The organism is Oryzicola mucosus (assembly GCF_014534685.1).
Taxonomy (GTDB): Bacteria; Pseudomonadota; Alphaproteobacteria; order Rhizobiales; family Rhizobiaceae; genus Oryzicola; species Oryzicola mucosus.
On sequence record NZ_JACVVX010000008.1, the window covers coordinates 50,909 to 73,370 of the forward strand.

Annotated in this window: 21 protein-coding genes; 12 read left to right on the top strand and 9 right to left on the bottom strand. The window is 60.5% G+C overall.

Annotation, left to right across the window (positions count from 1 at the left end; genetic code table 11):
* The first annotated feature begins 1 nt into the window (after position 1).
* The 3 genes from ICI42_RS19970 to ICI42_RS19980 are packed head-to-tail and all read left to right on the top strand — an operon-like array spanning position 2 to position 3,236.
* On the top strand, positions 2-907 hold the full coding sequence (locus ICI42_RS19970) for a branched-chain amino acid ABC transporter permease (RefSeq protein ID WP_188166371.1): 906 nt from the start codon (positions 2-4) through the stop codon (positions 905-907).
* Positions 908-910: 3 nt separating this feature from the next.
* The gene (locus ICI42_RS19975) at positions 911-2,002 is read left to right on the top strand and encodes a branched-chain amino acid ABC transporter permease (RefSeq protein ID WP_188166372.1); all 1,092 of its coding nucleotides are present in this window, start codon (positions 911-913) and stop codon (positions 2,000-2,002) included.
* Positions 2,003-2,042: 40 nt separating this feature from the next.
* A complete protein-coding gene (locus ICI42_RS19980) occupies positions 2,043-3,236 on the top strand; it encodes an ABC transporter substrate-binding protein (RefSeq protein WP_188166373.1) in 1,194 nt (397 codons plus the stop codon).
* Between the two features lie 71 nt (positions 3,237-3,307).
* Here the strand turns inward: ICI42_RS19980 and ICI42_RS19985 are convergent, their stop codons facing one another.
* Both ICI42_RS19985 and ICI42_RS19990 read right to left on the bottom strand, forming a co-directional pair.
* Positions 3,308-3,901, bottom strand: a complete 594-nt coding sequence (locus ICI42_RS19985; protein ID WP_188166374.1) for a general stress protein — start codon at positions 3,899-3,901, stop codon at positions 3,308-3,310.
* A 23-nt stretch (positions 3,902-3,924) separates the two neighbouring features.
* Positions 3,925-4,239, bottom strand: a complete 315-nt coding sequence (locus tag ICI42_RS19990) for a PepSY domain-containing protein (RefSeq protein WP_188166375.1) — start codon at positions 4,237-4,239, stop codon at positions 3,925-3,927.
* Positions 4,240-4,561: 322 nt separating this feature from the next.
* Between ICI42_RS19990 and ICI42_RS19995 the strand changes: the two genes are divergently transcribed.
* Positions 4,562-4,951, top strand: a complete 390-nt coding sequence (locus tag ICI42_RS19995; RefSeq protein WP_330999207.1) for a hypothetical protein — start codon at positions 4,562-4,564, stop codon at positions 4,949-4,951.
* 35 nt (positions 4,952-4,986) lie between these two features.
* On the opposite strand, the gene ICI42_RS20000 is transcribed toward ICI42_RS19995, so the two are convergent.
* Positions 4,987-5,889 carry a LysR family transcriptional regulator gene (locus tag ICI42_RS20000; protein WP_188166377.1) on the bottom strand — a complete coding sequence of 301 codons (903 nt, stop codon included), beginning with the start codon at positions 5,887-5,889 and terminating at the stop codon, positions 4,987-4,989.
* A gap of 147 nt (positions 5,890-6,036) precedes the next feature.
* Here ICI42_RS20000 and ICI42_RS20005 point away from each other — a divergent pair, with 147 nt between their 5' ends.
* The 8 genes from ICI42_RS20005 to ICI42_RS20040 all read left to right on the top strand — a co-directional run bounded on the left by ICI42_RS20005 (position 6,037) and on the right by ICI42_RS20040 (position 16,892).
* Positions 6,037-8,082: a hydantoinase/oxoprolinase family protein gene (locus ICI42_RS20005; protein ID WP_188166378.1), complete on the top strand. Its 2,046-nt coding sequence runs from the start codon at positions 6,037-6,039 to the stop codon at positions 8,080-8,082.
* Positions 8,082-9,707 (top strand): hydantoinase B/oxoprolinase family protein, encoded by a 1,626-nt coding sequence (locus ICI42_RS20010; RefSeq protein ID WP_188166379.1) that lies wholly within the window; start codon positions 8,082-8,084, stop codon positions 9,705-9,707. The genes ICI42_RS20005 and ICI42_RS20010 overlap by 1 nt, the downstream gene beginning before the upstream one ends.
* A 5-nt stretch (positions 9,708-9,712) precedes the next feature.
* Complete coding sequence (locus ICI42_RS20015; RefSeq protein ID WP_188166380.1) at positions 9,713-10,759, top strand: SIS domain-containing protein; 1,047 nt, start codon at positions 9,713-9,715, stop codon at positions 10,757-10,759.
* A gap of 133 nt (positions 10,760-10,892) precedes the next feature.
* Positions 10,893-11,786: a fructoselysine 6-kinase gene (locus ICI42_RS20020; protein WP_188166381.1), complete on the top strand. Its 894-nt coding sequence runs from the start codon at positions 10,893-10,895 to the stop codon at positions 11,784-11,786.
* Positions 11,787-11,792: 6 nt separating this feature from the next.
* Positions 11,793-13,499, top strand: a complete 1,707-nt coding sequence (locus ICI42_RS20025) for an ABC transporter ATP-binding protein (RefSeq protein ID WP_188166382.1) — start codon at positions 11,793-11,795, stop codon at positions 13,497-13,499.
* Positions 13,496-14,473 carry an ABC transporter permease gene (locus tag ICI42_RS24185; RefSeq protein ID WP_188166383.1) on the top strand — a complete coding sequence of 326 codons (978 nt, stop codon included), beginning with the start codon at positions 13,496-13,498 and terminating at the stop codon, positions 14,471-14,473. The genes ICI42_RS20025 and ICI42_RS24185 overlap by 4 nt, the downstream gene beginning before the upstream one ends.
* The gene (locus tag ICI42_RS20035) at positions 14,470-15,306 is read left to right on the top strand and encodes an ABC transporter permease (RefSeq protein ID WP_330999208.1); all 837 of its coding nucleotides are present in this window, start codon (positions 14,470-14,472) and stop codon (positions 15,304-15,306) included. Before ICI42_RS24185 ends, ICI42_RS20035 begins: the two co-directional genes overlap by 4 nt.
* Before the next feature lie 50 nt (positions 15,307-15,356).
* Positions 15,357-16,892 carry an ABC transporter substrate-binding protein gene (locus ICI42_RS20040; protein WP_330999209.1) on the top strand — a complete coding sequence of 512 codons (1,536 nt, stop codon included), beginning with the start codon at positions 15,357-15,359 and terminating at the stop codon, positions 16,890-16,892.
* Between the two features lie 66 nt (positions 16,893-16,958).
* Here the strand turns inward: ICI42_RS20040 and ICI42_RS20045 are convergent, their stop codons facing one another.
* The 6 genes from ICI42_RS20045 to ICI42_RS20070 form a co-directional block, all read right to left on the bottom strand.
* Positions 16,959-17,753, bottom strand: coding sequence for an ABC transporter permease (locus tag ICI42_RS20045; RefSeq protein ID WP_188166385.1), 795 nt, complete (start codon positions 17,751-17,753; stop codon positions 16,959-16,961).
* 9 nt (positions 17,754-17,762) lie between these two features.
* Entirely contained in the window at positions 17,763-18,632 is an 870-nt protein-coding gene (locus tag ICI42_RS20050) for an ABC transporter permease (protein ID WP_188166386.1), read from the bottom strand.
* Positions 18,629-19,696: an ABC transporter ATP-binding protein gene (locus ICI42_RS20055; protein WP_188166387.1), complete on the bottom strand. Its 1,068-nt coding sequence runs from the start codon at positions 19,694-19,696 to the stop codon at positions 18,629-18,631. The genes ICI42_RS20050 and ICI42_RS20055 overlap by 4 nt, the downstream gene beginning before the upstream one ends.
* Positions 19,697-19,807: 111 nt before the next feature.
* On the bottom strand, positions 19,808-20,863 hold the full coding sequence (locus tag ICI42_RS20060; RefSeq protein ID WP_188166388.1) for an ABC transporter substrate-binding protein: 1,056 nt from the start codon (positions 20,861-20,863) through the stop codon (positions 19,808-19,810).
* Between the two features lie 56 nt (positions 20,864-20,919).
* The gene (locus ICI42_RS20065) at positions 20,920-21,582 is read right to left on the bottom strand and encodes an RraA family protein (RefSeq protein ID WP_188166479.1); all 663 of its coding nucleotides are present in this window, start codon (positions 21,580-21,582) and stop codon (positions 20,920-20,922) included.
* 71 nt (positions 21,583-21,653) lie between these two features.
* The gene (locus tag ICI42_RS20070; RefSeq protein ID WP_188166389.1) at positions 21,654-22,457 is read right to left on the bottom strand and encodes a carbon-nitrogen hydrolase family protein; all 804 of its coding nucleotides are present in this window, start codon (positions 22,455-22,457) and stop codon (positions 21,654-21,656) included.
* Between the last annotated feature and the right edge of the window lie 5 nt (positions 22,458-22,462).

Below are 22,462 nucleotides of genomic sequence, written 5' to 3' on the forward strand. Positions count from 1 at the left end.
GATGCTCCAGACCCTGTTCGACGCACTCTCGCTCGGCTCGCTTTATGCACTCGGCGCACTCGGCATCGCGTTGATCTTCGGGGTCATGCGGCTGGTGAACTTCGCGCATGGCGATGTCATCGCTTTTTGCGTCTTCGCTCTTCTGTGGCCGTCAACAGATGCCATGGCCATTGTCTTTGCGGGTCAATTGCCCTGGTATCTGCTGGTACCGTTCGTACTCCTGTGCGGGGCGGGGCTGTCCGTGCTGTGTGAGATCGTGGTTTTCCGCCGCTTCCGCAACGCAAATCCGGCAACCATGATGATTGCCTCTTTCGCGCTGGGCTTCGTCATCCGCTACTTCCTCCTGATGCTCTACAGCAGCCGGCCGAAATCCATCTCGCTGCTGCCTGCTCTGTCGCAACCTGTTGAAATCTTCGGCGCGCGGCTGCCCCTGCTGCAACTCATCACCATCGTCGCCACCATGGCCATACTGATCGGCCTGACCTTGTTCCTGCGTCAGACCCGCTTCGGGCTGGAAATGCGGGCGGCGGCGGAAAACTTCTCGATGGCCCGCATGCTCGGTGTCCGCGCCAACCGGGTTATCATGGGCGCCTTCGCTCTGTCTGGCGCACTGGCCGGAGCCATTGCGCTGATCTTCGGCAGCCAGACCGGCACGGTCGATATCCAGATGGGCGCATCGATCATGCTGATGGCCTTTATTGCCACTGTCATCGGCGGTCTGGGCAGCCTTGGAGGCGCTGTTCTGGCCGGCTTCCTTCTGGGCGCGGCGTCGGTCGTCATGCAGGTAGCGCTTCCTGTCGATGCCCGCCCGTTCCGCGATGCTTTCGTCTATGGGGCGGTGATACTCGTGCTCCTCTTCCGTCCTCAAGGACTCATTGCCGCGCGCGGCACGAAGGAAAGGGTCTGACCCATGTCTGCAGTCTCTTCCGCCCCCGAAACTCAGCTGACCGGCGATGTCATCGCCGCCAGGAAGCCGGCGCGATTCACGCTGGCACGCAAGACCATCGTCACGCCTGTCCTGCTTTCCTTGCTGCTGATCGCGATTACACTCATCACCGTGATGACGGGGTCGCGGCCCTTCAACCAGACCGTGATTGACGTTCTCGTCCGCGTGATCTTCGTCGTTGGGCTCTACATATTCATCGGCAATTCAGGCGTGCTGAGCTTCGGGCATATCGGCTTCACTTGCCTCGGCGCCTATGCCGCTGCCTGGCTAACGATCAACCCGATCATGAAAAGCAGCGCCTTGCCCGGCCTGCCTGATTGGCTGCTTCAGACGCGACTCATCTACTGGCAGGCGGCGATACTGGCAGCGCTTTTTGCCGGCGTGGCGGCGCTCATCTTTGGGAAGGTGCTGATGCGGCTTTCGGGGATCGCCGCCTCTATCGCCACCTTCGCCGTGCTTGCGATGATCAATACGATCTATTCCAACTGGGACAGCGTCACCGGCGGGACCTCGTCGGTCGTTGGCATTCCCATCATCCGGACGATCTGGCCTTACCTGATCGGGGCCGTCGCAGCCATCTTCATCGCCTGGGCGCATGCGATTTCGCGGTCCGGCCTTGCACTGCGCGCCGCGCGCGACGAGCCCACGGCCGCCGCTGCCTCCGGTGTCGATATTCCCAAGGAACGGCTTGTGGCCTTCGTCGTCTCCGGTGCGGTCATGGGGCTGGGCGGTGCCCTGATGGCTCATTCCATCGGCGTGGTCACCCCCGACACTTTCTATCTCAGCCTCACATTCATCACCCTGTCCATGCTCGTTGTCGGCGGCATGGGAAGTCTCTCGGGTGGTGTTATCGGGGTGGTGCTCCTATCCGCCCTCATCCAGGCACTTCGCTGGATGGAAGGCGGCGTATCGCTCGGTGACGCCACCTTCGCTCTTCCGAAGGGAATTCAGGAAATCGCACTCGGCGTCATCATGATCGTCATTCTCGCGCTTCGTCCATCAGGCCTTATGGGAAACCGCGAGATCACCTTAACCCGCAGCAAACGCAACATGTGACTGGCGGCACAAGCCGACCGGAAGCAAAAAGGAGATGTGCATGGCATACAAAATTAGAATTGTCGCGACGGCGCTGGCCTCGGTTTCCTTGGCATTCCCGGCTCTGGCCGATGACGAGAAGGTCGTCGTCGGATTCGCCACGGCCGAGTCGGGCTTCATGGAAGCCTACGATAAGCCCGCCCAGGAAGCGGCCATGATCCGTATTGAGGAAATCAATGCGGCCGGCGGTTTGCTTGGCAAGCAGATTGAGGTGGTCAAGGCCGATACCAAGTCTGACCGTGCCGAAGGTGCCAAGGCCGGTCTCTCCGTGCTCGATCAGGGCGCGGATCTCGTCGTCGTTTCGTGCGACTACGATTTCGGCTCGCCCGCAGCTCTCGCGGCCGAGGACGCAGGCCAGGTGTCGTTCTTCCTGTGCGCGGAATCGGTCAAGGCCGGTATCCAGGGCGTAGGCCCGCACAGCTTCTCTGCTTCGGTTCTCGCTCCGGTTCAAGGCGCGACCATGGCGGAATGGGCTTTCAAGGAAAAGGGCGCGAAGGATTTCTACCGGCTGCTTGACACCTGGACGGTCTACAACAAGGGCATCTGCGACGGCTTCGACTGGATGATGCCGAAGCTTGAGGCCCAGGGTGCGAAGCTCGTTGGCGAAGACACCTTCAAGAACGAAGACGCCTCCATCGCAGCCCAGATCACCCGCATCAAGTCCCTGCCGAAGGAGCCCGATGCGATCATGCTCTGCACCATGATGCCAGGCGCCGTATCGGCGATCAAACAGCTGCGCGCTGCCGGCATCAACTCGATGATCCTGAACGGCTCGGGCGTCGATGGCAGCTATTGGCTCTCGGCGGTGCCCGATCTCACGAACTTCTACGTGCCGGTTCAGGGGTCGATCTATGGCGACGACCCCAGCGCCGACGTTAACAAGTTCAACACCGTCTACAAGGAAAAGACCGGTGCCGAACCGTCAAGCCAGTATGTCTATCCCGGCTATGTCATGATCGACGTATGGGCAAAGGCGGTCGAACGTGCCGGTACCACGGACGCGGACGCCGTTGTTGCAGAACTGGAAAAAATGAAGGACGAGCCGACGCTGTTTGGCACCCGCACCTTTACGCCCGAACTGCATCACCAGAACCGGGCGCGGTACTTGATCGTCGAAACCAAGGCCGGAAAGCCAGGCGTCGTCGGCGAATGGACGATTTCCGAACCCGTTCCGATGGAAGCGATCCTGAAGTAGCGAAAAAGGGCCGGAGCAAACCGGGCCTGAATAGAAAAAGGCCGGCTTTCGCCGGCCTTTTTGCGTAAAGTTCAACGCCTATAGCGGGCGCGCTCTTCTTCGATTTCGCTGGGACCATATGGATCGAGAGTATCGTCGAAACGAGTCCAGCCTTCCTCGGCATAGACGGCGCGGCGCTCGGTCGGATCGACCCAGTTGGAGTCGCGAAGAATGGCTTCGGCCGTCGGATAGACACTATCGTCAACCTTGGCCGTGACCAGCGTGCCGCCGCGGCGGACGCCTTCTGCATAAACATGCGCGTCCTCTTCAGGGACACCCGATTCCGTCATTGCACCGATCAAACCGCCGGCGGCGCCGCCCGCAAGAGCGCCGGCCGCAGCACCGGCGGCCGTTGCTACAAGCCAACCTGCTGCCACGACAGGTCCGACTCCCGGGATGGCCATTACGCCAAGTCCGGTAAGAAGACCGCCGACACCACCAACTGCCGCTCCGATACCGGCACCTGTGCCGGCGCCCTCGGCCGCATTGGATTCGTTTCCGTGGCGCTCATCAGCGTTGTTGGAAACGATGCTGATGTCGCTTGACGGCACGCCTTGCGCTTCAAGAGCGCTGACGGCAGCACTCGCATCTGAATAATCGTCAAAAAGACCTGTCACAGTTCTCATAAAAACTCTCCTAAATCTGAAAATTAATTGGCGGTGATATTGCCCTGGTAGTCCAGCGCAACATTCACGGACTTGCCGTCCTTCATCGCCGTACCGCGCCAAACACCCTTGTCGTCCAGGGTGAGGCCAGCGACATCGGCATATCCGCCTTCAACCAAGCGATCTCTTGCCTGTGCTTCAGTAAAACTGTTGGCACCTTCGACCGGCGCGGTGGGGTTAGTCGTCTCGGGCGTCGTAACAGCCGGCGTATTGCCATCTGTGGCGGGAGGTGTGGTCTGCGCAGCTGCGGCGAAGGTCGACGCCCCGACAAGTGCGGCGGCCATAAATAGCTTCTTCATTTTGGTATCCTCGTTTCGGCCCGTTGAGAGGCTCCTAGAGAACCCGCGCCACGATGTTTGGTTCCCTGCGGATGATTTGAAAGGATCATCTCAGCGCAGTGAAAACGATGTCGATTAGCCGGATAAGGACAAGACAAGCACTCGAAGGAGGTGCAAATCGGCGCGCTATAAGCCGAATATGAGCGGTCTTGGTCTCCGCGCCGGACCTTTAGCTCAAGCCTTGTTGATGTCGAATTTTGCACCTAGCACGAGGGGACAGCAACCGAGGTTCGCCATGCATCTCTCGTCTTCGTTTTGGGCCCTTACAATAGCGGTCGCGTTCGTGCCGGGCCTGACCGGCTGCACATCGGCGAAGGTTGCCAATTCAGCGCTTGCAGAACCGAATGTCATTATGGTGGCCAATCCACAGCCGCCGTACACTTACTGGGCGCCGGAAAATTCCACCATCCGCAACCATCCGCGTGAACGAGGTATCTGGATTGCCGAAACCAAAGACGGCTCGCGCAAATATTATTTCGGCGACCAGTGCCGTGCATCGGACTATCAGCGCTTTGTTGGCCAACCCATGGATGCGTTGCCAAAGAAACCAGCGAATGCGACATGGCGTCTGGGGTGCTCAACCTGTGCTCACACCTCGGACCTGGTTAGGACCAGGATGAATGTCACCCATAGCGAGAAAACCGGGGCGATTAACGAAATCTATTGCGGTTAGGGCCCCCTGCCCGAACGATCTCGCTCTTTCAAATATTACCCCGGTCCTTGCTGAAGCACCTCCTTCAAAATTCCTGCGAAGGTCTGTGCGGCAAGGGATAGGGGTCGGCGCTTGGGGATGATCATGCCGACCGAGACAGGGATGCGAGGCTCGAACTGGCGGACCGCTATATGATCGAACTCGTTGGCGTCCCAGACGGAGAAATGATCAACAAGGGCGACGCCGCGGCCGCGTTCGACCAGCCGCCGGATAAGCTGGCTCTGGTTGGAGATCAGCGTGTTGGAAGGTTTCACGCCTTCGTCCGATAGGGACCGGAAAATCGCCGCGCCGAACGGTACGGAGCGCGGATAGGTGACGAAGGGCTGGTCGGCGATGTCGCTGGCCAGGATGATGCGATGCTTCGCCAGCTTATGATCCGTCGGCATGATGCAGACCATGGACGCCGTCTTCAGCGTCTGCGTCATCAGGTCGGACTCGTGCTCGGGATGATGAACAAGGCCGAAATCGTAGTTGCCGCGGCTGACATAAGTGTGGATTTTGTCGGAGTCGAGTAGGTCGGCCTGCACCTGGATTCCCGGATAGAGATTGTTGAATCGCTCTACCGCCATGGGAATGAGGGCAGTGCTGAAGGCGGAGAGTATGCCGATATTCACATAGCCCTGGGCCATGGACGTAAGGTCCAGCGATAGGTTCTCGAACAGCATGAGTTCGTCCATCAACCGGGTAGCGTGAGCGAAAAGTATTTCCGCTTCCGGCGTCGGCCGCAACCGCCCCGCGCTGCGCTCGAACAGTTTGACCCCGGCAAAATCCTCAAGCTGTTTCAGCGACTTGCTGGCGTTGGGCTGGGTTGTGTGAAGCACCTGCGCGGCCTCTGTAACGGACCCCGTTTTCATGAAAGCGGCGAGGGTATCGAGGTGGCGGAGTTTTATCCGGCGCATGATGATGTCTCCGATTGACATTCCATTTTGGAATGGAAAGCTTGATTAAATGAATTTTACATCCGCCGATAGCCGTCCCACACTTGCCCTCATCACAGGACAGGCGGGAGCTGAGGCGACCGCCCAAAGCACGAAGACTACATCATCATGGGCAACATCAGGGTTGGCATCGATGTCGGCGGAACCTTCACGGATTTCACCGTACTCGACGACGAAACGGGCGGGATGCGCCACTTCAAAGTGTCTTCGACACCGCATGATCCATCCGAGGCCATCGAGATCGGTATTGCCAGCTTCGAGGAGCGCGGCCTGAACGCGTCAGACGTTGTCCATTTCGGCCATGGCACCACGGTCGCGACCAACATGGTCATCGAGCGCCGCGGCGGCAAGACCGGTCTGTTGACCACCGAAGGTTTCCGCGACGTGCTGGAGATCGGCCGGCAGACCCGCCCCGACCTTTTCGACATGAGCGTGCGCAAGCCAGACCCGCTGGTTGTGCGCTCGCTGCGCCTGGAAGTTGCCGAGCGCCTCGGCCCCGATGGCGAGGTCATCCGGCCACTCGACGAAGCTGGCGTCGAACAGGCCGCCATTCGCTTCAAGCAAGATGGCGTCGAGGCCATTGCCATTGGCTTCTTGCACTCATACCGCAACGCGGCTCACGAACGGCGCGCCGCTGAAATCATCCGCAAGCACCTGCCGGACGTCTTCATCAGCCTGTCGAGCGACGTTCTGCCGGAGTTCCGCGAATATGAGCGCATTTCCACGACGGTGATGAACGCTTATCTGATGCCCCGCATGGACGGCTATCTCGACCGCTTCATGAAGCGGTCGCGCGCGGCAGGCGTGGATGCCAAGCCGTACACTATCCATTCCAACGGCGGCTTGATGTCGACCGAGACGGCGCGCGACTATCCGGTGCGCACCTGCCTTTCGGGTCCGGCTGCAGGTGTGGTTGGCGCTGCCCTCGTCGGCAAGGCGGCATCCTTTCCAAACATCATCACTTACGACGTCGGCGGCACGTCCACGGACGTAGCCCTCATCGCCGACGGGAAGCCCGCCTATTCGGCTGACCGCGACGTGGCGGGCTACTCCATTCGCTGCCCCATGGTCGATGTCAGCGTCATCGGCGCCGGCGGCGGCTCCATCGCTTGGCTGGACGATGCAGGCGGCCTGAAGGTCGGCCCGCAGAGTGCCGCTGCGGTTCCCGGCCCAGCCGCCTATGGCAAGGGTGGTGCCGACGCCACCATTACGGACGCCAATATAGTGCTGCAGCGGCTCAACCCGGTGGCGCTTTTGGACGGCGCCATGCCGGTCGACCGCGAGGCCGCGCTGATCGCAATCGGCGCCGTAGCTGAAAAGATCGGTCGCAGCGTCGAGGACACCGCTTGGGGCATCATCCGCATCGCGGTCGCTAATATGGCGCGCGCCATCCGCGCCGTCTCCATGGACAAGGGCCACGACCTCAAGCAGTTCGCCCTGATGGCCTTCGGCGGGGCAGGCCCGCTGCATGCCTCCCTGGTGGCTGCTGAAACCGGCCTTGGCACCGTCATCATTCCGGAATCCCCTGGCACCATGTGCGCCCGAGGTGTTCTTCTATCCGATGTTACTCGCGACTTCGTGTCCACTCAGATCAAGCGGGCGCACGGCGAAAGCTGGGCTGAAATTACGACTGCGCTGGCAGGTCTTGAAACGCAGGGCCGGGATTGGCTCGAAGCTGAGACAATCCCTGACGAAAAGCGTGCGTTACAGCACATCGCCGAAGCCCGCTATGCCGGCCAGAACCACGAAATCCGCGTCGAAGGTATCCTGTTGAGCGCCGAGGATTTCGCCACCCGTTTCGGCGAGGCGCATCGCGTGGTCTACGGCTATGCGCTGGAAAACCATCCGGTCGAGATCGTCAACCTGCGCGTCCAGGCCATTGGCCATGCCGGACGGCCGCTGCGGACTGTCGAGAGTGCGACCGGCACCATGGCCAATGCCATGGTCGGCGAGCGCGAGGTCTATGTGGGCCCAGAAGGCGGTTGGCAGACCATGCCCGTCTATAAGCGGTCGCTGATGCCGCAGAACGAAAAATTCACCGGCCCGGCAATCATCGAGGAACTGACCTCGACCGCTTATTTGCTTCCCGACCAGACGGGCGTCGTCGATGCCTATGGCAACATCATCCTCAGCTTTGTGAAGGACCGTGCGTGATGCAGCAGCACGTCAAGCCACCGCGCGAGTTCGACGCTATCGAGATGGAGGTCTACTCCAACCGGTTCATGTCGATCACCGACGAAATGGGGCTCAGCCTCGTCCGCTCGTCCTTTTCCACCAATATCAAGGAACGTAAGGACTGCTCCGTCGGCCTGTTCGATGGCAAGGGGCGGCTGATCGTCCAGGCCTCGCACATCCCGGTACATCTGGGCTCGCTGCAAGGCGGTGTGGCGGCCGTTCTCGAGAACTACAAGCTCGAAGATATCAAGCCGGGCGATGCCTTTATCTGCAACGACCCCTATCTGGCGGGTGGCTCGCACACTCCCGACATCTCGATCCTGACGCCCGTCTTCTATGACGGCCGGCTTTGCTTCTTCGCCGCCAATCTCGGCCACCATTCTGATGTCGGCGGTGGCGTACCAGGCTCGTGCGATCCCAGCCAGACCAGCATCTTCGCCGAGGGCTTGCGCATTCCGGTGCTGAAGATCGTTCGCGAGGGTGTGCTCGACGAGCAGATCGTCAAGCTGATCAGCACGAACAGTCGCGACCCGCTGGAACGCATCCTCGACCTCAAGGTCCAGGTAGCCACCAACGAAATCGGCCAGCGCAAGCTTGTCGGGCTTGCCGACCAGTTCGGCATCGCCACCGTTGAGAAGGCGATAGAAGACCTGATCGCCTATTCGGAGAGCCGTCTGCGCAAACGCATCAGGGAGATGCCGGACGGCGTCTACAAGGGCGAGGCCTTCATCGACGGCGACGGTGTCGGCTACGAGCCCTGCCGCATTCAGGTTGCAATCCAGGTGGAAGGCGAGGGTATCACCTTCGACTTTACCGGCACCGATCCGCAGGCGCGGGGCGCGGTCAACATCCCCAAGACTGCGCTCGACGCTACCTGCTACTACACCATCAAGGCGCTGCTCGACCCGTCGCTGCCGCCCAACGAAGGCATGGCGCTTCCGGTGACCATCGTTGCCGAGGAGGGCACCTTGGTGCGGCCGAAGTTCCCCGCTGCCGTGGGTATCCGCTCGACAAGCTGCCAGCGCGTGGTGCGCGCGATTTTCCAGGCTTTCGCAGACGTGCTGCCGAAAGAGAAGGTGTTCGCCTCTTCCGCCGATATGAACGCGACGATGATCTTCTTTGGGCCGCACAAGACCCGCGAGGGAAACTTTGTCTATCTCGAAACGGTCGGCGGCGGCGCGGGCGCGAGCCACGACCATGACGGCATGAACGGAGTTCAGGTGCACATCACCAACACCTCGAACCTGCCGGCCGAGGCCCTTGAGATCGAATATCCACTGATGGTCCGTCGTTACGCGCTGGCCGACGGTTCTGGCGGCGAAGGCTACACCACGGGCGGCATGGGCATCGTTCGCGAAGTCGTCGCCATGACCGATGGCGTCCGGGCCAATGCTTCCTGCGAAGGCTTGCGCACCCCGGCTGACGGCGTCTTCGGCGGCGGGCAGGGCGAGGTGGCGCGGCTGAAGTTCGGCACTGCCGATGGCACTGTCACGGATTACGACATCTCGATCACCAACATCCTTATGAACCGTGGGGACAGCCTGTTCCTGCAAACACCGGGCGGCGGTGGCTTCGGTCGCGCGTCCGAACTGACTGGAGAATAAGCAGTATGGCTCTCGAAAACCTGACGCCGAGCGAAGAAGAGATCAAGTCCGCTCCCAATCCGAATTATCTGGAAGGGGACTATCTGAAGGGCGTCCTGGAGATGACCTTCCGCGATGGTAACCCGCTGGCAGAAAAGCTTGTCGAAGATGTCTTCTCGTCGCGCGACATCCAGTCCGTCTATCTTGTCGGCGCCGGTGGTTCCAATTCCTACATCGAGCCGATCAAATACATCCTCGATAAATATTGCGACCTGCGCATCGAGCGCATCAACTCGACCGAGTTCGAGACGCGCCGCCCTAAGGCTGTTAACGAAAAGGCCGTGGTGCTGCTCACCTCGCACAATGGTGAGACCGAGGACACCGTGGTCGCCGCCCGTTGGGCTAAGACCACGGGTGCCGTGACAGTGGCGCTGACCTCGGGTCATGACAGCGGCCTTGCCAAGATTTGCGACTACCTGCTGCCCTACAGCAAGGAGCTGCCGGGCATGCCGAAGACGATGGTCGCCTATCTGTTCGCCGCCTATCTGCTCAAGCGTCTTGGCAATCCGGTCGGCGCGCAGCTGATCAGCGACCTCGAGGCGATGCCGGCCAAGCTGCACGAGATCAAGAATGCCGAGCGTGAGCGCGGTATGGAACTTGCCCGCCGCTACAAGGACGAGAACATCTACTATGTGCTCTCCAGCGGCATCCTGTCTGGGCTGAACTACCAGTACTCGATTTGCATCTTCAACGAGATGCTGTGGCTCGACGCTTCCGACATCCATTCCGGCGAATTCCGCCACGGACCGTTCGAGGTCGCCGATCCCGAGATGGCCTATGTCTTCCTCATGGACAATGGCGAGAACCGGAAGATCGACCAGCGCGCGCTGAAGTTCACCCGGCGCGTCACCGACAAGATCATCACCTTCGACGCAGGCCGCTACGAGGACGTCTCGCCGCTCCTGTCCCCGTTCGTGATCGGCGTCACCTGGTATTGGTTCGCCCACACACTTTCGGTTCTGCGCGAGCATCCGCTCTCGGTTCGCCGCTACATGTGGAAGGTCGACTACTGATGAGCGCGCGCCTGCCCGCATGGTTGTTCCAGCCCCGCACGAGCGCTTCGCGCCGCGTGGTGGCGCAGCGCCTGCGGGCGGGCACCTGCCCGGTCACGGCCCGCGTTTCGAAGACAGAGAAGGCGGCTGAGAAATGATGAAAGCCGACAACGACTTCCGTGGCTTGAAGGTGCTCGGTCTGGGCGACAACGTCGTTGATCGCTATCTCAATACGGGCAAGATGTATCCCGGCGGCAACGCCTTGAACTTTGCCGTCTACGCCAAAATGCTCGGGGCCGAAGCGGCATTCCTGGGCACGTTCGGCTCAGATGCGGCGGGACGCCATGTTCGGGCCACACTTGAAGCGCTTTCGGTGCCCACCGCGCTGTGCCGCATCGTCGAAGGCGAGAACGGCCACGCGGATGTGCGTGTCGTCGATGGGAACCGGGAGTTCGTGTTCTCCAACAAGGGTGGCGTCGCGCGGGAACATCCTTTCATGCCTGCACAAGCCGACCTCGACTACATTGCCAGCTTCGCGCTGGTGCACACCAGTTGCTACAGCCACCTCAACGTGCATCTCGCGACGTTCAAAGCGGCGAGCCGGTTGATATCCTACGATTTCTCCTATCGCTGGCAGGTCGACGATCTGATCGGACCGGTCGCACCGCATCTCGACTTCGCGGCGCTGTCCGCAGGCGATGTCGGCCGCGAACGCGCCGTCTCCGTGCTGCGTGAAACCATCGCGCAGGGCTGCGGTTTGGCACTGGCGACGTTGGGGCCGGAGGGTGCAGTCGCTTACAATGGTATTGATTTCATCTCTGTGCCGCCAAAACCGACACAGGTTGTCGACACGCTCGGTGCGGGCGATGCCTTCATCACAGCGACGCTTCTGTCTCTCACGGCCAGCGGCTGGAAGCGTGGAAGCCGCCTGCCAGCCGCCACAATTCGCACCGCAATGGAAAAAGGCGCGGATTTCGCCGCCGACATCTGCCGGATTGAGGGCGCATTCGGCCATTCCGCAGCCATTCCCGCTGAAACCCCGGTCTGAGGCGCGATGCTCGAAGTCAGGAACCTTTCGATAGCCTTCAAGACCAGCGCAGGGTTAAAGCCCGCCGTGCGCGGCATCGACTTTACCATCAATCCGGGCGAAATCCTTGGGCTGGTCGGCGAAAGCGGCAGCGGCAAGACGATCACTTCGCTCGGTGTCATGGGCCTGTTGCCGCCCAATGCCGTTGTGACCGCCGGCGAAGTTCTGGTCGACGGGGTTGACATGCTCAAGCTGTCGCCAGCCGAACTGCGCAAGCTTCGCGGTCGTCACGTGGCGATGATTTTCCAGGACCCGATGGCGTCGTTGGACCCGATCTTTACGTGCGGCGACCAGATCGTCGAGGCGATCCTGTTGCACGAGAATATCAGTAAGACACAAGCCCGCAGGAAAGCGCTCGAACTCCTCGAAAAGGTTCATATTCCCGATCCGGCGCGGACGATGCGTTCCTATCCGCACGAGTTATCGGGCGGGCAGTGCCAGCGCGTGATGATCGCCATGGCGGTATCCTGCAAGCCGCGCATCATCATTGCAGACGAACCCACCACGGCGCTCGATGTGACCGTGCAGAAACAGGTTCTCGACCTGCTGCGCGGGCTGAACCAGGAGGTCGGCGCCGCGATCCTGCTCATTACGCACGATCTCGGCGTCATCTATGAGGTCGCCGACCGTGTCGTGGTGATGTATGCCGGCGAAAAAATGGAAGAGGCAACCACGCAGGACCTCTTCACCAACCCCAAAAGCGACTACGCCAAGGCGCTGATCGACTCCATGCCGGCGCTCGGCAGCAAGCATGGCCGCCTGCCGGTGATCGAGCGCGACGATGCCGGCAATGTTCGCAGCGTACGGCCCGAGCCACGAATCCGTCCCGCCCAAGCCGGTCCTGTGCCGGACAGTGCCGGCAGGGTACCGCTGCTCGAACTCAGGGAACTGTGCAAGTCCTACTGGGTGAAACCTTCGCCGCTTTCCACACCGGTGGAGATGCGGGCGGTCGACAAGGTCAGTTTCGCCATCGCTCCGCGCACCACGCTCGGCCTGGTCGGCGAATCCGGCTGCGGCAAGACCACGCTGTCGCGCGCGGTGATAAGGCTGTCAAATCCGGATTCCGGCCAGATCCTGTTCAAAGGCAAGGACATCGCCAAACTGTCCGAAAGCGAGATGCTGCCGTTCCGGCGCGAAATCGCGATGGTGTTTCAGAATCCCTACGGCTCGCTTAATCCGCGCCAGACCGTGTCCGATCTTGTCGCCGCACCCATGATAATCGTCGGCGAGGGCGATTCCGGCGAGCGCGGCAGGCGCGTTGCCCATCTGCTCGACGCTGTGGGACTGCCAAGGTCCGCTGCGAGCAAGTATCCGCACGAATTTTCCGGGGGACAGCGTCAGCGTATCGCGGTCGCCCGCGCTCTGGCGCTGAAGCCCTCGCTTGTCATTTGCGACGAGGCCGTCTCGGCACTCGACGTGTCCGTCCAGGCGCAAGTGCTCAACCTGCTTAAGGACCTCCAGGTGGAGTTCGACCTGACCTATCTCTTCATTTCGCACGACCTCTCTGTGGTCGAGCATGTCAGCGACACTGTCGCCGTCATGCAGAAGGGCCGCATCGTCGAATACGGCCCCGCAGACGGCATCTTCGCCGCGCCGAAGGACCCTTATACGCGCATGCTGCTCGATGCGGTGCCGACCATCGGCGTTGAGCGCGCGGAAAGGGGGGCTTTGTGAACCCCTCCATCGCCGGCGCGCTTCTTCTCGTCTGCCGCAAGCTCTTGACCGCCTTTGTCCAGCTTCTGGTTGTCGCCACCTTGATCTTCTCGGTCATGTACATCATGCCCGGCGATCCGGTGCTGCTGCTTCTGGGTGCAGAAAGCAACCCGTCGCCGGAGGCGGTCGCCTCCATGCGCAGCCAGCTCGGTCTGGACCAGCCGGTGCTCACCCAGTATTTCACCTGGCTCTGGAATGCGCTGCACCTGGATTTCGGCAACTCGCTGACCAACGGTTATCCTGTCTCGAGCTATGTACTCGCCAACCTGCCGCGCACACTGGAGCTGGCTTTCGCGGCCATAATCGTCGCCACTTTGATCGGCGTCCCGCTGGGCATCGCGGCCGCGTTGAAGCGTGGGTCGATGCGCGACACCGTGCTGACCTCCATCGCGACCGTCGGCATCTCGGTGCCGGTCTATATCCTCGGCACGCTGATGGTGCTGTTCTTCTCGATCAAGCTCGGCTGGCTGCCGGCGAGCGGCTACACCGACATATCGCGCAACGTGGTTGAGCACTTCCGCAAGCTCGCACTGCCTGCTCTGGCGCTCGGCTTCGGCCTTGCTGCCTCCATCGCCCGCATGACGCGGTCTTCGATGCTGGAGATCCTGGGCCGTGATTTCGTCCGCGCGCTGCGAGCCAAGGGCATGCCAGAGAGGCGCATCATATGGCAGCATGTGCTGCGCAATGCGGCAATTCCCATCGTCACCATCATCGGCCTGCAACTCGGCAACCTGATGGGTGGCACGGTTCTGGTCGAGGCGATGTTCAACTGGCCGGGCCTAAGCACGCTTCTCGTCGGCGCAGTGTCGGCCCGCAACTATCCGCTGGTGCAAGGTGCGATGCTCGCCATCGCCGCACTCTTCATTGTCATCAACCTCGCGGTTGAGCTGTTCTACAGCCTGCTCGACCCGCGCATCCGGAGGAAGCGCTCGTGACCGCTAGAGTCCTCCGCATCGCGCGTAGCCAACCTGCCTTCATGGTGAGCCTGACGGTGCTTGCTGCCGTCATCTTCATGGCGATATTCGGCGCCTGGCTGGCACCCCAAGACCCATTCGCCATCAACCCCTCCGCCGTCAACCAGGGCAGCTCGGCCCAGCATTGGCTCGGCACCGACGAGTTCGGCCGTGACCTTCTGAGCCGCCTCCTGATCGGCATTCAACCCACTATGCTGGTTGCTATCGGAGCGACCGCAATAGCCGGCGTCTTCGGCTCGCTTCTCGGCATTGCCGGCGCCTATGGGCGGCCGTGGCTGTCCTTCCTCATTATGCGCAGCGTGGACATCATGTTGAGCTTCCCTCCGATCCTGTTGGCGCTGCTCGCTGTCGGCTTCTGGGAAAGCGGGGTTCTCAGCCTCGCGGTGGTGATCGGCGTGCTCTATATCCCGCATTTCGCCCGCGTTGCGCATTCCGCCACATTGCAGGTGACGCGCCAGGAATTCATGGAAGCGGAGCGAGCAATGGGCGCATCGGTGCGCCGCGTCGTCTTCACCGCGATACTGCCCAACATCCTGTCGCCGTTGGTGGTTCAGGCAACATTGACGGTGGCTGCCGCCATCCTTCTGGAATCCGGCCTGAGCTTTCTCGGTCTGGGCATTGTTCCGCCGGAGCCGTCATGGGGCCAGATGATCGGAACCGCGCGTGGCTATCTCGCGCAGAACCCGATGTACGTCATCTGGCCCTCACTTCTTCTCGCGCTGACGGTCCTTGCCATCAATGTGGTGGGCGATCGGCTGCGCGACATTCTCGATCCACGTCTCAGGGAGGAATAGCCAGCATGGATACGATACACGTCACAATCAAAGCAATAAGGGGTAACATCGTGAAAAAAAGGGTTCTCGGGGCGCTCTTCGCCCTCGCATCGGGCTTCGTCGCGCAGCAGGCCCTCGCGGCCGAAGGCGGTACGGTCTATTTCGGTCTGTCTGGCGAACCGTCGACGCTCGACAGCACCATCAATGCCGGTACGCCCGCTCGCACCATTCGCCTTGCGATTCATCGCGGCCTGGTCAATTACGGTCCTGACGGCAAGCTATCGCAGGAGCTGGCGGAATCTTACGACGTTTCCGCGGATGCGCTCACCTACACCTTCAAGCTGCGCGACGCGAAATTCCACGACGGCTCGCCGGTCACTGCCGAAGACGTCAAAGCCTCGATCGAGCGCGTCACCGCTGAAGGAAGCAAGGCGACCTATCGCAACGAGCTAGGCGTGATCAAGTCGATCGAGACGCCCGATGCCAAAACCGTCACGCTAACGCTGGCAAAGCCGTTTGTTCCACTGATCCATTATCTGGCCTTGCCGGAATCGGCGATAGTGCCCGCCGCTTGGATCAAGGAACATGGCACCGACCCGAATGCCACGCCGGTTGGCGCAGGCCCCTTCAAATTCTCGAACTGGGAACGCGGCCGCGAGCTAACCGTCGAGAAGTTCGATGAATACTACAAGCAGGACAAGCCGCATCTCGATGACGTGCACTACGTCTTCTACGCGGATGAAAACACCCGGGTGAACGCGCTCAAGTCGGGCGATGTCGATATCATCGACTACGTCCCATGGAAGGACGCAGCGTCCATAGAAGCCGATCCGGAGCTGAAGCTTGAAAGCACGACCGGCCCGTTCATGATGCTGCAATTCAACACCCAATTCGAACCTTTCTCGAAGCCGGAAGTGCGTCAGGCGATTTCCTATGCCATCGATCGCGCAGCAATCATCAACACAGCCTTCAATGGCCGTGGCACGCCGCTGTTTGGTCTTGCCATACCGGAGGGCTATATGGGCTACTCGAAGGACAAGGCGAATTACTTCAGCCATGACGTCGAGAAAGCCAAGGACATGCTCGCCAAGGCGGGCTATCCCAACGGCTTCGAAGCGCGCTTGCTCGCAACCTCGCAATATGGCTTCCACAACAACACGGCCATCGCCGTGCAGGCCGAACTGGCTAAGATCGGCATCAAGCTCAATCTCGACCTGCCGGACTGGTCGGGCCGCATCGCTAAAAACAATGCCGGCGACTACGACCTTCTGGTCGCGGGAACCGCGGGCGATATCGCCGATCCGGATTGGCTGAGCAATTTCTTCTATGGCGGCTCGCAACTCGTTCGACTCAACAACTCGGCTCACTTCAATGATGCGGTCATCAACGACCTGCTCGACAAGGGCCGCGTGACGCTCGACGCCACCGAGCGGGAGAAGATTTACAGCCAGTTCGTCGACCGCGCGCTGGAGGAGTCGCCCTTCGTTTATCTGATGTGGCGCGACCAGAGCTTTGGACTGCGCAAGAACGTCAAGGGCTTTACCAATATTCCAGGCTTCCTGACCTTCCAGTCGGGCATCACCATCGAAAACACAGAGCTGGAATAACGGCGTCAGATCAACTCAGTCGCAATACCAGCGGACAATGCCCCGGTTCTTGGAACCGGGGCATTTCTATTTTACGAACGCCTTTCCTAGGCCCATTGCTCGCTCTACGATCATGATGACGCCGAGCGTGAGCAGGATCAGCAGTGCTGACGCTGCAGCAACCAGCGGGTCCGCCTGGTTATAGACGTAGTTATAAAGCTCGACAGGCAGCGTGCTGATGCGCGGTCCGGTCAGGAACAGCGTGATCACCACTTCGTCGAAGGAGACGAGGAAGCACAGTGCTGCCGCGGCCACGATGCCGGGCACCAGCATCGGCACCGTAATGCGGAAGAATACGGTAAGCGGCTTGGCGCCGAGCGTACGGGCCGCCTCTTCGCAGGCCTTGTCCTGAGTGCTCAATGACACCGCCAGCACCCGCAGCGCATAGGGCAGCGTCACCACCAGATGAGCGAAGACCAGCCCTTGCATCGTCGCCAGCAGGCCGAAAGAGGCGAACACGATGAGAATGGCAAGTCCGAGCACGATGGTGGGCAGAAGCAGAGGCGCCGTAAAGAGATTGAACAGCAGGTCGCGTCCGGCAAATCGGAGCCGCGTCATCACCCAGGCGGCAGGCACCGCGATGACGATCGACAACACGGTGACGATTGCGGCCAACGACAGGCTCGTCCAGAACGCTTTCAACATCTGGTTGTTGGCAAACAGCGCCGAATACCAGCGAGTCGACCAAAAGGTTGGCGGGAAGCGCAACACCTGATCGCCCGAAAATGACAGCGGGAAAACCAGGATTACAGGTGCAAGAAGGTATATGAACAGCACGAAGACGAGAATGCGCATCGGCCAGGAAGTCTTGTGGATTTCCATGGTTCCCTCCTAATCCAGACGCCGCAACACGACCGAATAGGCCCAGAGCGCAGCACCGAAGACGATGAGCACCAGCATCGACAGCGTTGAAGCGAGCGGCCAGTTGAGCGTGACGATGGCTTGGTCGTAAATCTCGGTCGCCAGCAGGAAGACCCGTCCACCGCCCATTAGCTTTGGCGTGATGAAGGATGAAACAGCCAGTACGAAACAGAGCAGGCAGCCGAGCGCAATGCCGGGGAGCGTCAGAGGCAGGATAACCTTGGTAAAGGTGCGCGCCGGCGTTGCCCCAAGCGTGCGTGCGGCTTCTTCCACCCGCGGATCGAGCCGCCCGAAGCCCGCCATCAGCGCCAGGATCATATAGGGCATCAGGATTTCTGTCAGGCCGATGAAGACGCCCTTGATATTGAACATCAGGCTCGGTGCGGGCAGGCCGACGGCCTTGATGGCGCTGACCACCGGGCCGTCATCGATAAGAATGGCAATCCACCCATAGGTGCGTACGACGGCGGAGGTCAACAGCGGCGAGATGACGAGCACGGTGAGAAAGGTGCGCCAAGCTCCCGACGCCCTATGGAGGTATAGCGCGATTGGATACGAGGCGATGAGTGTCGTCAGCGTGATCGCCAGGCTGATCCAAACGGAGTTGAAGACCAGTTCGAGATAGAACCGATCGCTGAGCAGACCGGCCCAATTCTCCCAGGTAAAGACAGTCTCTATGCCGCCACCGATGCGTGACCTGTTGAAGGAATAGCGAGCAAGGTTCAGAACGGGCAGGATAAAACCGATCGCATTGATAAGGGCAATGGGCAGCAGCAGCAGGATGGCGAGTTCGCCGTCGCGCCATTGGCGGGGAGGAGCGGAGGCTGAAACGGCGCTCATTTTTCGCCCGCCGGATAAACGAGGGTGTCTTCCGCAGACCAGCCAAGCGTTACCTTGTCGCTGACAGCGAGCGGACGGCGGTCGCGTCGCGTTGCCTCTTCCACGACGACCTCTTCGTCGTCGACCCGCACCCCGTATTGCACGAGGTCGCCGATGAAGGTGATGCTCGATACTGTGCCCTGGACTTCGTTTGCGGCGTCGGCAGTCTCCTGCAAGCGAATGCGGTGCGGCCGAACAAGCACATCCACTGCACCCGGCGCGAGCGTCGTGGCGGAGCGCAATTGCTGTCCCGCTGCCGTCAGCACGCCTTCGGACGTGATCCTGCCCTTGAGGCGGTTGGTGCGGCCGACGAAATTGGCGACGAAGGCGGTTGCCGGCCGTTCATAAACTTCGGTCGGCGTGCCGAACTGCTCGACGTTGCCGCCGCGCATAACCACGACACGATCGCACATGGAGAGCGCCTCAACCTGATCGTGGGTGACGAAGACAGCGGTGATGCCGCTTTGCTGCTGCAAGGCGCGGATCTGTACCCGCATCTCGTCGCGCAGCTTGGCATCGAGATTCGATAACGGCTCGTCGAGCAGCAGGATCGACGGCTCGATGACAAGAGCGCGGGCAAGTGCGACACGTTGTTGTTGTCCGCCGGACAGTTCCTTTGGCTTGCGATGGGAGAGATGGCCCAGCTGTACCATCTCCAGCGCCTGGGCAGCCCGGGCTTCGGCGTCGCGGCCCGACACTTTGCGCATCTGAAGGCCAAAGGCGACGTTGCGCGACACATTCATATGCGGAAACAGCGCATAGCTCTGGAACACCATTCCCATGTCTCGATCATGGATTGGAAGGTGGGTGATGTCCCGCCCTCCCACGATGATCCGGCCTTGCGAGGGTTTGTTAAGGCCGGCGATAACGCGCAAGGTCGTGGTCTTGCCGCATCCCGATGGGCCTAGAAAGGCGACCATCTCGCCTTTGCGCACTGACAGATCGAGTGAGGGGATCACATTGACGTTGCCGAAGCTGACGCCAATTTCTTGCAGTCTGAGATGTTCTTCGGGGGCGGACGACATAGCAGGCTACCTCCTAGAGGCAATTCCAGGACGGATGGACAGCGGTTAGCCGCAAGGAATCGCATAAAATATTAGATGGAGCATTTCCGTTGGAAATGCTCCATCGTGATATCAACGGCTGAGTGGAATGACGCGGCGGCGCCACTGCTCGGTGATGGAGTCGCGGATTTTGGCGACCTCGAGCCAGTTGATATCAATCATCTTGTCCATAGCGCCCGCAGCGGTGCGTTTCAGTGCTGCCTCCGAGATTAGCGCTGCCGCCTTGGAATTGGTTGGCGCGTAGAACATCTGCTCGGTAAAAGCGGCCTGTGTTTCCGGGCTCAGCGCGTAGTCTATGAATTTCTTGGCGCTATCTGTGGCCGGGCCGTCCTTGACGAGACCGATCACGTTGATCTGAAATCCGCTGCCTTCCTCCGGCAGCACGACGCCGAGCTTTCCGTTGGACAGGTCCGAATAGACCTGCGCGCGAGCGTTCCAGCCGATGCCAATGGCGGCTGTGCCGCTAGAGATAGGCTGATAGACATCTGGCCGCGGTTCCCAAGTCTGCACGAGAGGGGCAAGCTCTTCCAGCCGTTTGATGCCGGCATCGACGCTTTTGACGTAGTCCGTGCCGCCTGCCATCTTGTCGGTGATGATGGTGAGCGTCGTGCCTTGGATGTCAGGCACTGCGGGAATGGAGACCTGCTTGGCATATTGCGGATCCCAGAGCGCATTCCAGGAGGACGGCGCCTCCTTCACCTTGTCGGTATTGTAGAGCAGCACAAGATTGTCGAAGGTGACGCCGACGGCGTTGACGCCTTCGGCCCGCGCCTGCGGATAGAGATCGGCAAGGTGCTTGGTGACGCTCTCGTCCATTGGAGCGAAGATGCCTTCATCGGTCGCCGCCTTGGCCACCGACACGTCCATGATCGCGATGTCGATTTGCGGTGCGCTGGCTTGTGCCCGCAGCGTACCCAGCATCTGGGCGGAGTTGGGCATGCCGTAGAACTCAACCGTGATGTCGGGATTGGCCTTCATGAAAGGCTCGACGACTGCCTTCATGTAATTTTCCTGGAAAATACCCGAATAGGCGGTGAGCACCACCGTCTCGGCCGCCGCAACCGATGTTGCGAGGGCCAGTGCTAGCGCGGTAAGGCCGGCACGTGTTGCGTTTTTCAGTGTGGTCATGAGTAGGCCTCCATTTTCAACCGAATTGTTCCCGTATGTTTTATATTTGGACCGCGTCAGGCGGCCGAGGCTTCCACGATTTTCGTGGCGCCGGAGATATCGGGCAGCTTTTCGCCTTTGCGCAGCCGTTCGAGCAGGACAAGTTCGCTTTCCTGCATGCCTAGTGCCTTGTCTACGGCCCATTCCGCTTTCGACGGATCGAGTACCAGCACGCCGCTTTCGTCTGCAATCACGGCGTCTCCTGGGTTGACCATCTGGCCGCCCACCGAGACCGGCACGTTGATTGCGCCTTCAAGGCCAAGGATTTTGGTGGTGATCGGCGATGGGCCACGGCACCACATGGGCAGATCGACCCGGCGGATTTCGGAAAAGTCCGTAGCCGGGCCATCGATCACAGCGCCGACTATCCCGCCAAGCTTCATCGAATGGGTGACGACGCCCCCCCAGCATGCGTGCTTGTCGTCGCCGCAACGGTCGACGACGATGAAATCGCCAGGCCGCACCAACTTGGTGAGATAGTGCAGGATGGTCGAGTCCGCATGTGGCAGACGCACCGTGACAGCAGTGCCGGCGATGCGCTTTTCCGGAAGCACGGCACGCAGTTCCCGGTCCAGAAAGCCCGAATGCAGGAAGTGTCCGACGGTCGCGGTCTCGACTTTTTCCATCTTCGCGATAAGAGCCGGTGCGATCTGCTGCGGCATGGGATTGACGATGAACATGGTAGTTCCCTTCAAAGCAATTCCAGCAAAGTGCGATGCGATTGCGTCTGGAATTGCAAAAAAACAAAGACCTAAAGAACGTGATGCTGGGCGACAGGCACGTCCCGGCGTACGGTGCTGACACGATCGAGGTCGATATGAGCGGAGGCTGCGCCGACGCCGTCAGAGCACTGAGCGACCATGTGTCCCCAAGGGTCGATGACCATGGAATGACCCCAGCACCATTTCTTGCCGTCCGCATGTGCGCCCGTCTGGCCCACCGCGACGAAATAGGTCTGGGTCTCGATGGCACGCGCCCTGGCAAGCACCTCCCAATGGTCCTTGCCGGTCATCAGGGTAAAGGCGGCTGGAAGCACGATGACATCGGCGCCCTTATCGCGCAGGGCGCGGAAAAGCTCGGGAAAGCGGATGTCGTAGCAGATGGCGCAGCCAACGGTGGTGTCGCCGACCTTGTAGGTCACGACGTCTTCGCCACGGCCGATCGTGTCGGATTCGCGGTAGGAAACGCCACCGGGGGTGTCGACGTCAAACAGGTGGATCTTGCGATATTTTGCAATCTCTTTGCCTTCGGGTCCGAAAACCACGGTGGCGTTGTAGTGGTTGTTACCGGCCTTCTCGACCATCGAGCCGCAATGCAATGTCACGCCGAGGTCTTCGGCGAGCGCGCTGAAGCGTTGATAGCTTGGCCCGTCCGGGAAACTTTCACCGCTGCCGTGCACGGCATCGCGACCTTCGCCAAGAAAGGCGAAATATTCCGGAAGCACCACGAGATCGGGTTTTTCGCTGGTCACCACGTCGCGCACCAACTGTTCGGCATCGTCAAGGTTCTTTGCTTTGTCAGAGCCGGAATTCATTTGCACAATACTGATCTTCATCGAAG